We start from the raw sequence: 16,882 nt of genomic DNA on the forward strand, positions 1-16,882 counted from the left end.
GGGCGTGGGCCCGGCAGCTCCTCCCCAGGCGAGGTGCTGTGATCCGCAGCACACCACCCCTGGTCCCTTTAATGTAATACCTGGTACGTTACTTGCCATGGTGACCTCCATCGCATCCGTCTGCCTCTCCGGCGGACTCACAGACAAGATCCACGCCTGCGCTGAAGCGGGCTTCGACGGCATCGAGATCATGGACTCCGACCTCACGGTGACCCACGAGTCACCGGAGGAGATCCGCGCCCTCTGCGAGCGCCTGGGGCTCCGGATCGACATGTTTCAACCGTTCCGCGACGCCGAAGGCGTCGACGACGAGACCTTCACCGACACGCTGAGGCGGGCCCGCGAGAAGTTCAGGACGGCAGGACGACTCGGCACCGACCTGATGCTGGTGTGCAGCAATGCCGGCACCGCCACTGTGGACGACGACGCCCTGGCAGCTCGCCAGCTCGGCGAGCTGGCGGACCTCGCCGCCGAACATGGGATCAGGCTGGCCTACGAGGCTCTCGCCTGGGGGCGGTTCGTCAACGACTATCGCCACGCCTGGCGGATCGTACAGATGGCCGACCGGCCGAATCTGGGAACCTGTCTCGACAGCTTCCACATCCTGTCCCGCGGGCACGACCCCTCCGCCATCGAGGACATCGATGGCGAGAAGATCTTCTTCCTGCAGCTGGCGGACGCGCCGGACCTGAGCATGGATGTGCTCTCCTGGAGCCGCCATCACCGCCTCTTCCCCGGCGAGGGCTCCTTCGATCTGGTGACGTTCCTGCGCCATGTGCTGCGCGCCGGCTACACGGGACCGCTGTCCTTGGAGGTCTTCAACGACACGTTCCGTCAGACGGACACCCAGCGGACGGCCGCGCACGCGCGGCGATCCCTGACATGGCTGACTGACCGCGTGGCCGTCGCCGAGGGGCACCAGACGGGCCGCATCCCGCCGCCCCAGCCGCCGCGTGGAGTCGACTTCGTGGAGCTCGCGGGCGCGGACCTCTCGGCGGTCGACCACATGCTCGAGCAGCTGGGGTTCACCTTCCGCGGGACCCATCACCGCAAACCCGTCCGACTCTGGGCCTTCGGCTCAGCGCGCCTGATCCTCGATGAGCAGGACCGGCAGGAGGCACCGCACCTCTCAGGAATAGGGCTGTCCGTGGACGACGCGGCCCAGGCCTCCGGACGCGCCCAGGCCCTGGGGGCTCCCCCCGCGTTCCGTCGCACCTACGCCGGCGACCATGAACTGAAGGCCGTGGCGTCACCGGACGGCACTCAGGTGTACTGGAACGACCGACCCGCAGAGACCTGGGCGGAGGAGTTCGTCGGCGGCAACGATCCTGACGCCGACGTGATCGCCGTCGTCGACCACATCAATCTGTCCTACCCTTGGCAGGACTTCGACGAAGCAGTGCTGTTTTCCACCAGCGTCCTCGGGCTGGACGCACAGGCCTCCTCCGAGGTTCCGGGGCCCCGAGGCCTGGTGCGCAGCCAGGTGATGCGCTCCCCGGACGGCGCGGTCCGAGTGCCGCTGAACCTGGCCCCGCCGACGGCCCCGAACCCGCCGCGCCATGTGGCGGTCCGTTGCCGGGACGTGATCGGTGTGGCCGAGCGGGCTCGCGCGCGGGGACTGCACTTCCTGCCTGTGCCGGACAACTACTATGACGACCTCGCCGCCCGGTTCGCCCTCGACGGCGAACTCATCGATCGACTGCGCGGCCTGGATCTGCTCTACGACCGGGACGACGACGGCGAGTTCATCCACTTCTACACCCCGACGCTCGGGGACATCTTCCTCGAGCTCGTGGAGCGCCGCGGCAGCTATGACGGCTATGGCGCGCCGAACGCTCCTGTGCGCCTGGCCGCCCAGCGCCCGCGGCTCTGACCCCTCCACCCTCCGGTCCTGCCGCTCCTGTTGACGCCTAATGTAATAACCGGTACGTTCGTAAGCACACCACGTGACTCCCGTCACATGCTCCCCGCTCCCCTGGGAGGGATCCCATGACACCACCGCCCCGCGGACCGCTTCGCCGAGCCGGACGGATGATCGACGCCCTGGAGATCTCCGCGGGCTCGGTGATGCTGCTGACGATCTTCGTGCTCGTCCTCATTCAGGCCGCCCAGCGCCACCTCCCCGGCGAGAGCCTGCCCTGGACGGGCGAAGTCTCTCGGTTCGCCCTGGCGTGGCTCACCTTCACCGTGGCCGGAGTCCTGATCAGCCGAGGCGGCCACATCACCCTGGAGGTGGTCGACATCCTGCCCAAGCCACGACTGATCCGTGCGGTCCAGGTGTTCGCCCTGGTCATCGTGGCCGTCACAGCAGGAGCCTTCACACTGGAGGCCTGGGACCTCGTGCAGACTCAGGGCGCCCTGCGCTCCCCGGTGCTCGGACTGTCCATGGCGCTGGTCTACGTGCCGGTCCTGCTGGGACTCATCAGCAGCACCGTCCGCGCCCTCATCGGCGCGGCCCGCATCGCGCTCCACGGACCCGTCCGGTCTGAGCTCGCCGAGGAGGTGGCCCGATGACACTGCTGCTGCTGGCCCTGGCCATCGCGGTCCTGCTCGTCCTGCGGGTCCCGGTCGCCTTCGCCTTTCTGGGACCCTCGCTCGTCTACATGCTCGTCCACGGACACTCCTCCGGCATGAGCCTGCGCCAAGTCACCGACGCCGCCCAGAGCTTTCCGCTGCTCGCGGTCCCACTCTTCGTCTTCCTCGGCGCGCTGGCCAACCATGCCGGAATCGCGGACCAGCTCTTCCGGTTCGCGCTGGCGCTTCTGGCCCGCCTGCGCGGCAATCTCGGCTATGTCACCGTCGGGGTCAGCGTCGGCTTCTCCTGGATGAGCGGCTCTGCGGTCGCCGACGCGGCCGCCCTCGGCAAGGTCCAGATCCCGGCGATGCTGCGCAACGGCTACAGCCGCCGGTTCGCCACCGGAATCTCCGCGACCTCCTCCCTCATCGCTCCCGTCATGCCGCCGAGCATCCCCGCGGTGATCTTCGCCGGACTGGCCGCCGCGTCCACCGGCGCGCTGTTCGCCGCCGCCGTCATCCCGGCCCTCGCCGTGGCCCTCGGCCTGCTCGTCGTCGTCTTCCTCCTGGTGCGCCGCGAACCAGGGGTCAGCCGGGGGACCTTCGACGCCCGGGAGCTGCTGGCTTCGACCCGAGGGGTGCTGCTGCCGGCCCTGACTCCGGTGATCATCCTGGGTGGGATCCTCGGCGGCTGGTTCACCCCCACGGAGGCGGCCTCAGTGGCCGTGGCCTACGTCCTGCTGATCGCCCTGGTCCAACGGTCGCTGTCCTGGTCGGGCTTCCTGACCGCAGTGCGCGAGACGGTGGTGACCACCGCCGGCATCATGCTCATCGTCGCCTCGGCCGCGCTGCTGGGCCACATCCTGGCCAGAGAGCGTCTCCCCCAGCTCATGACGGAGCTGCTGTTCGGCATCACGGAGAACCCCGTCCTGTTCCTGCTGCTCATCGCCGGGCTGATGCTGGTCCTGGGGACGGTCATCGACGCCACGGCCGTCCTGGTGCTGACCGTGCCGGTCCTGCTGCCGATCGCCGTCCAGTACGGCGTCGACCCCATCGTGCTCGGCGTGGTGCTCATCCTGTCTCTGATGATCGGCCTCCTGACGCCGCCGGTCGGCACCGTCCTGTTCGTGACGGCGGCCGTCTCGGAGACACGCGTGGGCGAAGTGTTCCGCGGAGCGCTGCCGTTCATGATCCCGGCCGTGGTCGTCACGGTGCTGGTGATCCTCTTTCCCGAAGCCGTGCTGTTCATCCCGGAGGTGCTGGGCCTGTGACCGAATCCGAAGACCGTGCTGCGGACCGTGCTGCGGACCGTGCTGTGCTGATCGGCCTGATCGGCCATGGTGTGGGACCGTCTCTGACGCCCCGCATGCATGAGCTGGAGGGGGCCCGCCACGGGCTGCGGCACATCTATCGGACCGTGGAGTTCCCCGAGACGCAGGACCCAGCGGCGGCATTGGATCACCTGCTCTCCAGCGCCGAGGCCTTCGGCTTCGACGGGCTCAACCTGACCCACCCGGTCAAACAGACGGTGATCCCGCTGCTGGATGAGCTCTCCGGGCCTGCCCGGCGGGTCGACGCCGTCAACACCGTGGTCTGGCGCGAGGGTCGGCGCGTCGGCCACAACACGGACGTCTCCGGCTTCTCCGCCTCCCTCGAGGACGCGATGGGCCGCACACACCGGGGGCGCGTCGTGCTGCTCGGCGCCGGCGGAGCGGGCTCCGCGGCGGCCCATGCCCTCGCCGCGGCCGGCGTGGAGGACCTGACCGTCGTCGACGTCGATCGCCGCCGGGCCGGCGAGGTCGCGGAGGCGGTGGCCCGGCATCACGAGGTGGCCAGCGTCCCGGCGACTCCTGAGGACCTGCCGGCGCTGCTCGCCGACGCTGACGGATTGGTCAACGCCACGCCGATCGGCATGGCCCACCACCCGGGCACTCCCGTCGACCGGCGCCACCTGCATCCCGGACTCTGGGTGTGCGACGTCATCTACCGGCCCGTGGAGACCCAGCTTCTCCTCGAGGCCCGTGCCCTGGGCTGCCGGACCGTCAGCGGCCTCGGCATGGCGATGCACCAGGCCGCCGAGGCCTTCGAGATCTTCACCGGCGAACCGGCCGACCGGCACGCGATGCTGGCCGATCTCCAGTCTCTGGTCGCCGCCGAACAGAACCTGTCCCCCACTCCCCGTTGAAAGGTCGCATCATGACACGCACGACGAAACTCCCGGTCCTCCTGACGCTGGCGACGGTGCCGGCGCTGGCCCTGGTCGGCTGCGGAGGCGACGGCGGCGACGCCGCCGAGGGCTCAGTCTCTCTGACCCTGGCCCACAGCTACAACGACGACCAGCCGCAGGCCCGCTGCGGAGCCGACCTCATCAAGGAGGAGGTGGAGGCCGCCGACGTCGGACTCGAGATCGAGATCTTCGGGTCCAGCCAACTCGGCGGGGACGCCGACCGGATCGCCTCTGTGGCCTCCGGTGACATCGATCTCGACATCCAGGGAGCCTCCGCGCTGGGGGCGGTGCACGAGCCGATCAGCGTCCTGGACGCCGCCTATGTGTTCGATGACGCCGAGCACCTGACCGCCTTCATGGACAGTCCTGAGGGCCAGGCGGTGGTGGAGGACTTCGCGGACTCCGCAGGCATCCACACCCTCGGCGCCTGGTCCGCCGGGGCCCGTCACTTCACCGCTGACGATCCCATCCGCTCCCCGGAGGACCTCTCCGGTCTGCGGATCCGCTTCCCCGGCTCCCCCCAGTTCCTGATGAACGCCCGCGCCCTGGGCGCCGACGCGACCGAAGTGGCCTACGAGGAGCTGTACCTCTCCCTGCAGCAGGGCGCGGTGGACGGTCAGGAGAACCCGATCACCAACATCGATTCGGAGAACCTGTCCGAGGTGCAGGACTACCTGAGCCTCTCCGCCCACCAGCTCAACACGAACCTGGTCATCATGTCCGACCGCTGGGAGGAGCTCGTCGACGCCCAGCAGGAGGCCCTGACCTCCGCCGTGGAGTCCGCGGTGGCGTCGGTGACCGACTGCGTGGCCGAGGACGAGGAGGCCACCCTCGACGAGTGGCGCGCCGGAGACGACTGGGAGGTCATCGACGACGTCGACGTCGACGCCTTCCAGGACCAGGCGCTCGACTACCTGGATGAGGCGCTGGACGACGAGTCGCACGACGTCTTCGAGGCCATCCGATCCACCAGCGAGTGAGCCGCTTGGCCGCGGGTCTGGTCGAGACCGTCACCGGGGCGGTGCCGGGCGAACAGCTCGGCACCACGCTGGTCCACGAGCATCTCTTCGTGGGTGATCCGCAGCTGGCCCGGGACCTCCCCCACCCCGAATGGGAGGAGTCCACGGCCGTGGACGAGGCCGTCGACCTCCTGACACGCCTCGCGGCCCTGGGGGTCGACAGCATCGTCGACCTCACCGTGCCGGGCCTGGGGCGGGACGTCCGGCTCATCCAGGAGGTCGCCCGCCGAGCTCCGGTGCGCGTGCTGGCCGCCACCGGGTGGTACACGATGGATGCCCTGCCGCCGTTCTTCCATCTCAACGGTCCGGGGAGGACCGTCGATGGACCGGATCCTCTGGTGGAGCTGTTCCGGCGGGATGTCACCGACGGCATCGCCGGCACCGGGGTGCGGGCGGCGATCATCAAGGTGGCCTCCGGCGCACGGGGCCTCACCGAGGATGTGGCGCGGGTGTTCGCCGCCGCCGCCACAGTGCACCGGGCCACCGGCGTGCCCATCAGCACCCACTCTGACCCGGCCACGCGCAGCGGGATCGAACAGCAGCGGCTGCTCCGGGACCTCGGCGTCTCGATGGACAGTGTGGTGATCGGACATGCCGGAGACTGCCCCGACGGCGCACGGCTGCGCCGCCTGGCGCAGGCCGGTTCCTTCCTCGGCTTCGACCGGTTCGGCATGGCGCACACCGGCGACGACGAGGCTCGCCTCCGCAGGCTGCTCGACCTTCTGGAGACGGGCTATGACCGTCAGCTCCTGCTCTCTCAGGACGCCGCAGTGTTCAGCCGAGTCACCCCGCCGTCGTGGCGGCAGGCCCATGCGCCCTCCTGGCGGATGGACCATCTGCATACGGAGATCCTCCCGCGGCTGCGCCGCCTGGGGGTGGACAGCAGACTTGAGCATCAGCTGCTGGTGGAGAACCCCCGCCGTCTGCTCGCCGGCCGGCGAGACAGTTCTGATAATCTCGCGGAGCGAGAGGGGAGGTTCCCGTGAGCGAGACGCACATCCGGCAGCGCGACGCTGTCCGCACCCGTGCCGAGCTTCTCGACGTGGCCACCGAGGTCTTCGCCGACTCCGGCTACTCCGGTGCTCGCATCGATGAGATCGCCCGCCGCACCCGCACGACCAAGCGGATGATCTACTACTACTTCGGCGGCAAGGAGCAGCTGTACTTGGCCGTGCTGGAGAAGGCCTACCGAGGCATCCGAGACAAGGAACAGACCCTCCACGTCCATGACCTGGACCCGGCGGAGTCCCTGCGCCGGCTGGCGGAGCTGACCTATGACCACCATCTCGAGAACACCGAGTTCATCCGGCTGGTGGCCATCGAGAACATCCACCGCGGCCGATTCATCCGGCAGATCGAGTCGCTGCGCGACCTCGGCAAGCCTGCCCTGGGCCTCTTGGAGGACATCCTCGCCCGCGGGCGCGAGGACGGCTCGTTCCGTGACGACGTCGACGCCGTCGACGTGCACCTGCTGATCAGCGCCTACTGCGTGTTCCAGGTGGCCAACCGTTACACCTTCGGGCATCTGTTCGAGCTGGAGCTGGAGGCCGCCGAGAACCGTGACCGGCTGAGGTCCGTGATCGGCGACGTCGTGGTGGCCTGGCTGACGAACCCGGAGGACCGCCCCACGGGCTGATCTCCCCGCCGGAACGACGACGGCGCCGCCCCTGATCTCAGGGCGGCGCCGTCGTCGTGTGTGCGGGTGGGCCTCAGGCGTTGCCGTCGAACAGCGAGGTGACCGAGCCGTCGGCGAAGACCTCGTGGATGGCCCGAGCCAGGATCGGGGCGATCGAGAGCTCGGTGAGCTGCTCGAAGCGCTTCTCCGCCGGGATCGGCAGCGTGTTGGTGACCACGACCTCCCGGGCGCCGCAGGCGGCCAGCCGCTCGGCGGCCGGGTCGGAGAACACGGCGTGGGTCGCGGCGATGATGACGTCCTTGGCCCCGGCGTCCTTGAGGACCTTCACGGCACCGGAGATCGTGCCCCCGGTGTCGATCATGTCATCGATGAGCACACAGGTGCGGCCCTCGATCTCGCCGACGACCTGCTTCGAGACGGCCTTGTTCGGCATGGTCAGATCGCGGGACTTGTGCACGAAGGCCAGCGGTGCACCCCCCAGGCGCTCCGCCCACTGCTCGGCCACGCGGACGCGCCCGGTGTCCGGGGAGACGACGGTGATCTCGTCGTCGGCGACCTGCTCGCGGATGTAGTCGGCCAGCAGCGGCACCGCGAAGAGATGGTCCACCGGGCCGTCGAAGAAGCCCTGGATCTGGGCGGTGTGCAGGTCCACGCTCATGATGCGGTCTGCACCGGCGGTCTTGTAGAGGTCGGCCACCAGCCGGGCCGAGATGGGCTCACGGCCGCGTCCCTTCTTGTCCTGGCGTGCGTAAGGGTAGAACGGGGAGACCACGGTGATCCGCTTGGCGGAGGCGCGCTTCATGGAGTCCACCATGATGAGCTGCTCCATGAGCCAGTTGTTCAGCGGCCAGGGGTGGGACTGGAGGAGGAACACGTCCTTGCCCCGCACCGACTCGGAGGAGCGCACGTAGAGCTCGCCGTTGGCGAAGTCGTAGGCGCTCATCGGGAGCAGCTCGGTGCCGAGCTCGGCGGCGATCTCCTCGGCCAGCTCGGGGTGCGCACGCCCCGAGGCGACCACCAGGGTCTTCTCGCCGCTCAGCCTGATCTCATCCATGCTGTAGTTCCTTCTCTCCGGTTCCCTGGGTGTGACTGCTTACTCGGAGTCTGCGGTGCGCTCGGCGGCGGGCGATCCGGCCTGCTGAGCGGCCTGGGCGGCGGCGGACCCGGGTCGCTTCCGCTCCACCCAGCCGTCGGCGTTGCGCTGCGGCGCCACCGAGAGCGCCAGCGCCCCGGCGGGCACGTCCTTGCGCACCACGGCCCCGGCACCGGTGTAGGCGCCGTCGCCGACCTCCACGGGTGCCACGAAGACGGTGTTGGAGCTGGTGCGGACGTGACTGCCGATGACGGTGCGGTGCTTGTTCTCGCCGTCGTAGTTGGCGGTGATGTTTCCGCAGCCGATGTTGGTGTGCTCACCGATGGTGGCATCGCCGGCGTAGCCCAGATGGGAGAGCTTGCTGCCGCGGCCGATGGTCACGTTCTTGGTCTCGTAGAACGCACCGATCTTGCCCTCCGCGCCGAGGTCCGTGCCGGGCCGCAGGTAGGTGAACGGCCCGACCGTCGCGCCTGCACCGATGCGGGCACCGGCACCATGGGTGCGGGTCACCGCGGCGCCCTCCCCCACGACGACGTCGGTCAGTGTGGTGTCCGGACCGACGACGGCGTCGCGGCCGATCTGCGTGGTGCCGTGCAGCTGCGTGCCCGGAAGGACGGTGGTGTCCTCCTCCAGCGTCACGGTCGCGTCGATCCAGGTGGTGGCGGGGTCCACCACGGTCGTGCCGGCGCGCATGGCGGCCTCCACCGTGCGGCGGTTCAGCTCGGCGCCCAGCGCCTGCAGCTGCACGCGATCGTTGGCGCCCTCGACCTGCCAGCGATCCTCGGTGACGACGGCGGCGACGCGCCCTCCCTGGCTCCTCGCCAGGGAGAGGACATCGGTGAGGTACTTCTCGCCCTGCGCATTGTCCGTGGTGACCTGGCCCAACGCCCGGGTGAGCACTTCGGCGTCGAAGGCATAGATCCCGGAGTTGATCTCACGGATCTCCCGCTGCTCCGGAGTCGCGTCCTTGTGCTCCACGATGCCGGTGACCGAGCCGTCCTCGGCCCGGATGATGCGCCCGTAGCCGGCGGCGTCGTCGAGGACCGCGGTGAGCACGGTGACCGCGTTGCCGTCGGCCTCATGGGTTCCGACCAGCTCCGCGAGCATCTCGGTGGTCAGCAGGGGGACGTCCCCGTAGGTGACCACGATGGTCCCGGTCAGCGTCGCGACTCCAGGGCCGGCCAGCGCCTCCAGGCCGCATTCGACGGCGCGACCGGTTCCGGGGATCTCATCCTGGTCGGCGATCACCGCACCTGTCCCCAAGGACCCGATGTGGTCTGCGACCTTGTCCCGCTGGTGGCGCACCACGGCCACGAGGTGCTGGGGCTCCAATCCTGAGGCCGCAGCCAGGGCGTGGCCGATCATCGACCGACCGCCGATGCTGTGCATGATCTTCGGCGTGCGTGACTTCATCCGGGTACCCGCCCCTGCGGCCAGGACGATCACGGCGGTGGGTCGGGTCTCAGGTACAGCCACGGGCAGAAGCTCCTTGAGCGGGAATCGGAGGACCCCTCAATCCTAACGGCGGGGACGCCGTGGGGCCGTTCCGCCCCTAGGACTCGAACCTAGACTGCACAGCTCCAAAGGCTGGCGTGCTGCCATTACACCAGGGCGGAGTGCGGACCGGTGGCCACGCGTGGTTCATCTTCGCATGAGAGGCCCGTGGAGTTCACATCTTGACTTCCCTATCGCAAAGCTATACATTTGCTCACGTGAATACTGGCGAAGATCGCAGGCGATCTCTTCACAGACGGGAAGAATCATGACATCGACGACATTCCCCACGCGCACCACAGGCTTCACCGCGGCCGCCGGCGTCGCCCTGCTGGCCCTGACCGGCTGCGTCAGCCTGTCACCCGGCGAAAGCCAGGTGAACTCGAACTCATCCTCCGCGGAGGCGGAGCGGGCCAACCACGATCAGCCCGGAGCCTCCCTCACCCACCCAGTGGAGGACGGAGAGGTCATCTCCCATATGTTCGACGCACGGGAGACCCTCGAGACGCTGCGCACCGAGATGGTCATGACCTTCGAGCTCGACGCGCTCTGGGCCGCCCAGGATCAGCGCCTGGAGATGACCACCGAGGGCACCGAGGACTTCTCCGAGGCCTTCATCTCCGGCACCGTCGCTGAGGACGGAGAGATGCTGGAGTCCTTCGAGGCCTACGTGCAGGACGGCCAGGCGATCTCGAACACCGACGGAACAGGCTGGGAGCAGGACCTGGACATGGAGCCGGAGGAGAGCGAGGACGACAGCCGATACAGCCGGGTGGTGCAGGGCATCGGCGAGCTGGAGCAGCTTCTGGAGGTCGAGTTCGACGACGCCTACCGCCTCAGCTACCGAGGCAGCGACCGCGAGGTCTTCGACGCCTTCGAGGCCCCGTTCTCCCTGACGCTGGACGGCTACGAGCCGGAGGACACCGAGATGACGGTCGACGTCGCCGTCGACCCGGAGACCTTCTATGTGGAGGAGTTCTCCTTCACGCTCCACACCAAGGACTCCGCAGGCCCGATCAGCCTGGGCATGGAGATCGGCGCGGAGTACTCACAGTTCAACGAGGTGCCGGCGCTCGAGATCCCCGCCGAAGTCCTCGACGAGGCCTACGGACCGCAGGACTGAGCGACGCGGGGACGCCTCGCCGGCACCGGCGCTCCCGGCCACAAGGACCTCTCAGAAGAGGTCCTTGTGGCGCGTGTAGTGCTCCAGCGCGGGCCCGACCGAGCCGAGCCCATAGGTCCGCAGCACCTCGGCCACACCCGGCGCGCTGGACTCCAGCTGGTTGGCGGCATCCTTGATCTGCTGACCGGAGGCGACCGCCCGGAGCAGATGCCGCACTCCGGCGACGACGGCGGCATCGCCACCCTCCGCGGAGACCATGGAGGTGGTCCGCGTGAAGCGCCCGGTCGAGGACCTGATCTCCTCCAGCCGTCCCGGCACCTCCGCCGCCTCGACGGCGCCCTGATCCAGCTGCTCGGCCAGCCCGTCCAACGCCTGCAGCCTCTGCAGCACGGCAGGATTGCCGATCTTCACGCGCTGGGCGCTGTTGAGCTGCGAGAGCATGGGGGCCGACATGCCCAGGACCCCGGCAAGCTCGGACTGGTTCAGACCCAGGGCCTGCTTCACCCGTCCGAAGATCGCGGAGAGCGGCTCACCATAGGCGGCCCGCTGAGCCTCGATGTTCTCCTCCACCGTCATGGACGCCTCATCTCCATCCGTCACTGCTGTTCACTCATGCGAAGTCTACTCCTTCGGGCCGCTCCGGACCGATACGAGCAGTTCAGCACTCTTGCGCACTCACCTGACCGTGAGCCGGACGTCGGCTGACAGATTCCGACACTTCCCCTTGACTTTGCTTTCGCAACTCTCTAGCGTTGCTAGTGCAAAGTTCAGTCGACGGAGGAGCCCACCATGGACACCCGAGCATGGCGCATGACGACCGCACTCGGCCTCGCGGCCGCCCTGACCGGTCTCGCAGCCCCCGCGGCGCAGGCCGACATCGCGCCCTCAGACCCCGACCCGGAGGACGGCGAGCTGCTGCTGGTCCTGGACGCGTCCGGCTCGATGTCGGAGCCGGACGCCGACGGCACCACACGGATCGAGGCGGCCCGCGAGGCCCTCCACACGGTGGTGGACGGCCTCGACGAGGACCAGCAGGTGGGATTCCGGGTCTTCGCCGGCGAGGTCACCGACTACACGGACCCCGCCGCCTGCCAGGACTCGGAGCTGGTGGTCCCGGTCAGCGGCGACAATCGCGCCGAGCTGCGCGACGCGATCGAGGCCTATGACGCCGTCGGCGGCCGGACGCCCCTGGCCCATGCGCTCACCGAGGCGGCCGACGACCTCGGCGACACCGGCCGGCGCACCATCGTGCTGGTCTCCGACGGTGAGGAGAACTGCGTCCCGGACCCCTGCGAGGTCGCGGACACGATCGCCGCTCAGGGAGTCGACATCACCATCCACACCGTGGGCTACCACGTGGAGGAGACGGCCCGGGAGCAGCTCAGATGCATAGCCGCCGCCGGCGGCGGCGAATACTACGACGCCGACGACGTCGACTCGCTGACCCGCACTCTGGAACGAGTCTCCGACCGGACCTCTGAGTCGTTCAGCCTGCTCGGCGAGGAGGTCGCCGGCGGCGAGAACTGGGGGGAGGCGCCGCAGCTGGAGACGGGCGGGCAGTACGTGGACTCGCTGGCCGAGCACACGCTGCACTACCGGATCCCCCGCCAGATGGAGAACTCGTCGGTCCACGTTGGGCTGACCACCCACAGTCCGCACGGCGAGACCGACCGGATCCGCATGGAGCTGGAGACCTGGGACGGCGACCGCTGCGACCGGGAGACGATGTCCGGGTTCCACTTCTCCACACTGAACGTCCTCGGCACCGCGCAGGTCAGCGGCTACCGCGACCCGGGGCGAGTCGCCGGGGAGGACCCGTGCGGCGAGGCGGACGAGCTGATCCTCTCCGTGGAGCGGGTCGGCGACCCGGCGGACGAGGAGGCCGTGGGGCAGGCCTTCGAGCTGGTGATCCATGAGGAGCCCGAGGCGCTGGACGTCGCGGAGCTTCCCGTCGAGGCGGAGCGCGGCGAGGTGGAGTGGACCGACATGGGACGTGATCCCCGCGGCGCCCAGGACGTGGTCGGCGGCACGTCGTTCGGCCACGCGCCGATCCTGGAGCCCGGAACCACCTACGACGGCGACATCGTTCCCGGCGAGGCCCTCGTGTTCCGGGTGCCGGTGGAGTGGGGCGAGTCCCTTCAGGCGGAGGCCTACATGGAGGCTCCGGACATGCAGACCGCGGAGCAGTTCACCTCGCTGCGCACCAGCGTGGGCATCCTCTCCCCGAACCGCGGGATGGTCGACTACGACTCGGGCCACACAGGAGCCCAGCGTTCGGACATCTTCCAGGCCATGACCCAGGAGGTCCGCTGGCACAACCGCGAGTCCTCCGCCTCCGGGATCGCCGCGACGGACACCGCCGGCCACTACTACGTGACGCTGGTGATGGACCACACCGACGACGGCGCCTCCTTCAGCCTGCCCTACCGCCTGACGGTGGACACCTTCGGCGAGGCCGGGCACGGAGCGCCCGACTACGCGGACGACCCCGAGCAGCTGCGCCCGGGGCGGGACGAGCGCGAGCAGGAGTCCCGGGAGGAGCGCGAGCCGGAGAACGCCTGAGCGCACACGACGACGGCCCCGGACCGGGAGGAGGACCTCCTGGTCCGGGAGCGTCGGCAGTAGACTGCACGATGAGGGTTCCTGACCTCCGGTCCCCGAGACCGTGCCGTCGACATGCCGCCAGAGATGCCGACCCCACGATCGAGGGCACCACCCGGGGAGGACGCCATGAAAGGCCGCCACACCGCGACCGGTCACCAGGACCCACCGCACCGCACCGTCGAAGAGGCCCGGGAGATGACCATCAGAGCCCCCTACCGGACCATCGCCGCCCTGGGCGGCGCCCTGCTGGTCATGCTGCTGCCCGGCCCTGAGGCCGCTGCCGCAGACGAGGAGGCTGTGCGGGAACCGGTGCAGGAGCAGGTGCAGGAGCCGGTCCTGCAAGGTGAGGAGATCACCGGCGGATCCAACCCCGGCGACGCCGTCGCGCTCAGCTCCGGCACCCAGTACCTGGACGAGTTCACCACCGGCACGCTCCACTATCGGATCCCCCGAGAGGTGGCGCATTCGACCCTCCACGTGGGGATCACCACGCTGGGTCAGTCCGGCGACGGCGACCAGGTGCGGGTGGAGATGGGCACCTGGGAGGGCGATCTGTGCGCCTCCGACACCATCTCGAGCTCCGCTTCCGGGTTCCTGGACCATCTGCGCACCACCCACGTCGCCGCGGGTCCGCCCTTGGACGGAGGAGCCGACGGGACCTGCGGCTCCTCCGAGGAGATCGTGCTGACCATCGAACTCAACGCCGACCCCGAGGACGCCGTCAGCGTGGGCCAGCCGCTGGAGATCCTCGTCTATGAAGAGCCGCGACCGGTACGCCTGGGGGAACTGCCTCCGCCGGACGAAGGCTTCGACCATGACTGGCGAGACATCGGCCGTGACGTCTCGGGGGCCCTGGAGGTCGAGCCCGGCCGGTCCTTCGGCATGGCACCTGAGCTCGAGCCCGGCAGCACCTATGAAGTGACCATCCGACCCGGCGAGACGCAGATCTTCCGTGTGCCGGTGGACTGGGGCGAACGCCTCCAGGCCGAAGCGTTCTTCCCGGAGCCGGACGAACAGCGCGCCGACCGGCTCGCCGGGATGGGTTCGGTGTCCCTGGCGGTCACCAACCCACTGCGGGCGCTGGTGGACCATGACTCCGGCACGCTGAGCACGTCCTCCGCCACCCAGAACCGGGTCAACCCCGGTCCGGTCCGCTGGTTCAACCGGGAGTTCAGCTACACCATGCTCGCCGGGGACCACTACCTGGTGGTCACCGCAGATGAGCACGACGCCTCCGAGAGCCTCTCCCTGCTCTACCGCCTCACCCTGGACACGTTCGGTGAGGCGGGCGACGGCGCTCCCGCCTACCCTGACGACTACGAGGGCGCGTGGCCGACGTTCTCCGGCGGCGAGGTGACCGCCGACGGGCCCGGCACCGGCGCTCTGACCAGGATCAGCGCGCTGGGCGACAGCACGGCCGTCGTCGCGGTCCTGGCCGTGGTCGGGCTGCTCCTGATCGGCTCCGGATCCATCGTGCTGGTCCGGGTGATCCGGGATCCCCGACCGCTTCCGGACGGAGCAGGGCCCGTCCCCTGGCAAGGACCAGCACCTCAAGGACCAGCACCTCAGGGACCAGCACCTCAGGGACCAGCACCTCAGGGACCAGCGCCTCAGGGACAGCAGGTCTACGGGGCCGGACCGTATGGCCAGCCGCCGTCCTCTCCGAGCCGCTATGGGCAGAGGCCCGACGACCACGGGCCTCCCGCCGGCGGTGCCGCACCCGAGCCGCCTCCGTGGGGGCCGGGTCCTGAACGGCGCTGAGCGGCACTGCCTTGCGCTGACCCGTACCGGCCTGGACCGGGAGTGACGGGTCAGGTCAGCACGATCCAGAAGGTGAAGAGCAGCACCAGCAGGCCCAGCAGGATCAGCCCCAGGGCGATCCCGATGCCACGGAGCCGCGAAGGGCGCTGAGGCGCCCCACCGCGCGCCAGGGGGCTCCCCCCTGTGTGTGCGGACAGGCTCGCCTCCGGCTGTCCGCCGGTGTATTGACCCAGCTCCGGCTGCGGGGATCGCGGAGGCAGGCCGGAGTTCGGGCTGGGGCTCGGACCTGTACCCGCTGTGGGGTTCGGCGTGGGACTGGGTGCGGGGTTGTGTCCAGGGTTCTGGGCGGGGTCCTGTCCGGCTGGCCGGGTCGCCGCAGGCGCTACCGGTCGAGTCGGTGCGGAGCGATGGTCGAGCATCGCCGTCGACGCGTCCTCCGTGGCCGCGTCCTCTGCGCCTGCGGCGGCGCCCTGCGCGGGCTCAGGCTCGCTCGGTGGGGGCCCTGGGACCGCGGCCCCGTGCCCGTCGACCGGGCCGCGAGGCGTCCAGCCGGGCGGCAGCTCGGGGACCTGGTCGAAGACCTCGACCTCCCCGAGGATCCCCTCCAGCGGGACCCGGTCCGTGAACAGCTCCGACTCGGCCAGGGCCTGTCGCGCCGTCGTCGCGTCCTGAGTGCGGGCCGTGATGCTGGGAGCGGCCATGCGGGTGACGGCGTCGACCAGTCTCGGGGGAAGCGGGTACGGCAGGTCCGCGCCAGCGAGCGCCTCGGCGGCCTCGGTGTCCTGGTCGGGACGCAGCCCGATGAGCATCTCGACCGCACACATCCCGGCGGAGTAGAGATCCGCCCGAGGATCGGGGTCCCACCCCAGGCGCAGACATTCCGGCGCCAGATAGCCGGGCGTGCCCAGCGCGTAGGGCCCCTGGGTGAGACGGGGCTCGTCGATGCCCGCGGCGATCCCGAAGTCGCCGAGCCACAGCTGGGGCCGGTCCCGTCCGGTGGCGTCGAGCAGCAGGTTCGCCGGTTTGACGTCCCGGTGGACGAGTCCCTCGGAGTGGATGGCCTCCAACGCAGCGAGCAGCTGGTCCAGGAGCAGGGCCACCAGGCGGGGCGGCAACGGCCCGAAGTCCCCCACCAGTGTGGACACTGAGCCGCCGCGGATGATCGGCATGGTGAACAGGACCTTGTCGTCCTCCCCCGCCCATCCGGTGGGGGCCAGCACATGCGGGTGGTCCAACCGCAGGCTCTGTTCGCGGATGAAGCGCAGCAGGGAGGTGGCATCCACCTGGCGGAGGACCTTCGCGGCGCAGTAGGTCTGCCGTCGGTGATCCCAGGCGCGCCAGACCGTGCCGACGCCGCCTTCGCCCAGCGGGTCGACGAGTTCGTAGCGTCCTGCGAAGACATCCCCCATCG

14 protein-coding genes and 1 tRNA gene are annotated in these 16,882 nt (G+C 69.6%); 10 read left to right on the forward strand and 5 right to left on the reverse strand.

Annotation, left to right across the window (positions count from 1 at the left end; translation table 11 throughout):
- Positions 1–97: 97 nt before the first annotated feature.
- From Q7C18_RS14295 to Q7C18_RS14325, 7 genes are all read left to right on the forward strand, one after another.
- Positions 98–1,873 (forward strand): TIM barrel protein, encoded by a 1,776-nt coding sequence (locus tag Q7C18_RS14295; protein ID WP_311025941.1) that lies wholly within the window; start codon positions 98–100, stop codon positions 1,871–1,873.
- 116 nt (positions 1,874–1,989) lie between these two features.
- A complete protein-coding gene (locus tag Q7C18_RS14300) occupies positions 1,990–2,514 on the forward strand; it encodes a TRAP transporter small permease subunit (RefSeq protein WP_311025942.1) in 525 nt (174 codons plus the stop codon).
- Entirely contained in the window at positions 2,511–3,785 is a 1,275-nt protein-coding gene (locus tag Q7C18_RS14305) for a TRAP transporter large permease (protein ID WP_311025943.1), read from the forward strand. The genes Q7C18_RS14300 and Q7C18_RS14305 overlap by 4 nt, the downstream gene beginning before the upstream one ends.
- A complete protein-coding gene (locus tag Q7C18_RS14310; protein WP_311025944.1) occupies positions 3,782–4,699 on the forward strand; it encodes a shikimate dehydrogenase in 918 nt (305 codons plus the stop codon). Before Q7C18_RS14305 ends, Q7C18_RS14310 begins: the two co-directional genes overlap by 4 nt.
- Before the next feature lie 11 nt (positions 4,700–4,710).
- The gene (locus Q7C18_RS14315; RefSeq protein WP_311025945.1) at positions 4,711–5,721 is read left to right on the forward strand and encodes a DctP family TRAP transporter solute-binding subunit; all 1,011 of its coding nucleotides are present in this window, start codon (positions 4,711–4,713) and stop codon (positions 5,719–5,721) included.
- Positions 5,718–6,746 carry a phosphotriesterase-related protein gene (locus tag Q7C18_RS14320; protein ID WP_311025946.1) on the forward strand — a complete coding sequence of 343 codons (1,029 nt, stop codon included), beginning with the start codon at positions 5,718–5,720 and terminating at the stop codon, positions 6,744–6,746. Before Q7C18_RS14315 ends, Q7C18_RS14320 begins: the two co-directional genes overlap by 4 nt.
- Positions 6,743–7,396 (forward strand): TetR/AcrR family transcriptional regulator, encoded by a 654-nt coding sequence (locus Q7C18_RS14325; protein WP_070158411.1) that lies wholly within the window; start codon positions 6,743–6,745, stop codon positions 7,394–7,396. The genes Q7C18_RS14320 and Q7C18_RS14325 overlap by 4 nt, the downstream gene beginning before the upstream one ends.
- A 73-nt stretch (positions 7,397–7,469) precedes the next feature.
- Here the strand turns inward: Q7C18_RS14325 and Q7C18_RS14330 are convergent, their stop codons facing one another.
- The 3 genes from Q7C18_RS14330 to Q7C18_RS14340 form a co-directional block, all read right to left on the reverse strand.
- Positions 7,470–8,450: a ribose-phosphate diphosphokinase gene (locus Q7C18_RS14330; protein WP_311025947.1), complete on the reverse strand. Its 981-nt coding sequence runs from the start codon at positions 8,448–8,450 to the stop codon at positions 7,470–7,472.
- Between the two features lie 39 nt (positions 8,451–8,489).
- Positions 8,490–9,965 carry a bifunctional UDP-N-acetylglucosamine diphosphorylase/glucosamine-1-phosphate N-acetyltransferase GlmU gene (glmU, locus tag Q7C18_RS14335; protein WP_311025948.1) on the reverse strand — a complete coding sequence of 492 codons (1,476 nt, stop codon included), beginning with the start codon at positions 9,963–9,965 and terminating at the stop codon, positions 8,490–8,492.
- A 68-nt stretch (positions 9,966–10,033) separates the two neighbouring features.
- Positions 10,034–10,105, reverse strand: a tRNA-Gln gene (locus Q7C18_RS14340).
- A 146-nt stretch (positions 10,106–10,251) separates the two neighbouring features.
- Here Q7C18_RS14340 and Q7C18_RS14345 point away from each other — a divergent pair.
- Positions 10,252–11,106 carry a DUF6612 family protein gene (locus Q7C18_RS14345; protein ID WP_311025949.1) on the forward strand — a complete coding sequence of 285 codons (855 nt, stop codon included), beginning with the start codon at positions 10,252–10,254 and terminating at the stop codon, positions 11,104–11,106.
- 51 nt (positions 11,107–11,157) lie between these two features.
- Here Q7C18_RS14345 and Q7C18_RS14350 read toward each other — a convergent pair whose 3' ends face one another.
- Positions 11,158–11,682 (reverse strand): DNA-binding protein, encoded by a 525-nt coding sequence (locus Q7C18_RS14350; protein ID WP_311025950.1) that lies wholly within the window; start codon positions 11,680–11,682, stop codon positions 11,158–11,160.
- Between the two features lie 213 nt (positions 11,683–11,895).
- On the opposite strand from Q7C18_RS14350, the gene Q7C18_RS14355 reads away from it, so the two are divergent.
- On the forward strand, positions 11,896–13,668 hold the full coding sequence (locus tag Q7C18_RS14355; protein WP_311025951.1) for a VWA domain-containing protein: 1,773 nt from the start codon (positions 11,896–11,898) through the stop codon (positions 13,666–13,668).
- Between the two features lie 237 nt (positions 13,669–13,905).
- Entirely contained in the window at positions 13,906–15,471 is a 1,566-nt protein-coding gene (locus Q7C18_RS14360; RefSeq protein ID WP_311025952.1) for a hypothetical protein, read from the forward strand.
- A gap of 50 nt (positions 15,472–15,521) precedes the next feature.
- Here Q7C18_RS14360 and Q7C18_RS14365 read toward each other — a convergent pair whose 3' ends face one another.
- The gene (locus Q7C18_RS14365; RefSeq protein ID WP_311025953.1) at positions 15,522–16,880 is read right to left on the reverse strand and encodes a protein kinase domain-containing protein; all 1,359 of its coding nucleotides are present in this window, start codon (positions 16,878–16,880) and stop codon (positions 15,522–15,524) included.
- Positions 16,881–16,882 lie beyond the last annotated feature (2 nt).

Origin of the sequence: Nesterenkonia sp. CL21 (assembly GCF_031705515.1) — a bacterium.
In the GTDB taxonomy this organism is placed as follows: Bacteria; Actinomycetota; Actinomycetes; order Actinomycetales; family Micrococcaceae; genus Nesterenkonia; species Nesterenkonia aethiopica.

What these genes read in the sequence shown, in the direction of transcription:
- Q7C18_RS14305 (WP_311025943.1), top strand. Translation starts at nt 2,511, where the DNA reads ATGACACTGCTGCTGCTGGCCCTGGCCATCGCGGTCCTGCTCGTCCTG.
- Q7C18_RS14300 (WP_311025942.1), top strand. Translation starts at nt 1,990, where the DNA reads ATGACACCACCGCCCCGCGGACCGCTTCGCCGAGCCGGACGGATGATC.
- Q7C18_RS14315 (WP_311025945.1), top strand. Translation starts at nt 4,711, where the DNA reads ATGACACGCACGACGAAACTCCCGGTCCTCCTGACGCTGGCGACGGTG.
- Q7C18_RS14350 (WP_311025950.1), bottom strand. Translation starts at nt 11,682, where the DNA reads ATGACGGTGGAGGAGAACATCGAGGCTCAGCGGGCCGCCTATGGTGAG.
- Q7C18_RS14365 (WP_311025953.1), bottom strand. Translation starts at nt 16,880, where the DNA reads ATGGGGGATGTCTTCGCAGGACGCTACGAACTCGTCGACCCGCTGGGC.
- Q7C18_RS14355 (WP_311025951.1), top strand. Translation starts at nt 11,896, where the DNA reads ATGGACACCCGAGCATGGCGCATGACGACCGCACTCGGCCTCGCGGCC.
- Q7C18_RS14295 (WP_311025941.1), top strand. Translation starts at nt 98, where the DNA reads ATGGTGACCTCCATCGCATCCGTCTGCCTCTCCGGCGGACTCACAGAC.
- Q7C18_RS14330 (WP_311025947.1), bottom strand. Translation starts at nt 8,450, where the DNA reads ATGGATGAGATCAGGCTGAGCGGCGAGAAGACCCTGGTGGTCGCCTCG.
- Q7C18_RS14345 (WP_311025949.1), top strand. Translation starts at nt 10,252, where the DNA reads ATGACATCGACGACATTCCCCACGCGCACCACAGGCTTCACCGCGGCC.
- Q7C18_RS14360 (WP_311025952.1), top strand. Translation starts at nt 13,906, where the DNA reads ATGACCATCAGAGCCCCCTACCGGACCATCGCCGCCCTGGGCGGCGCC.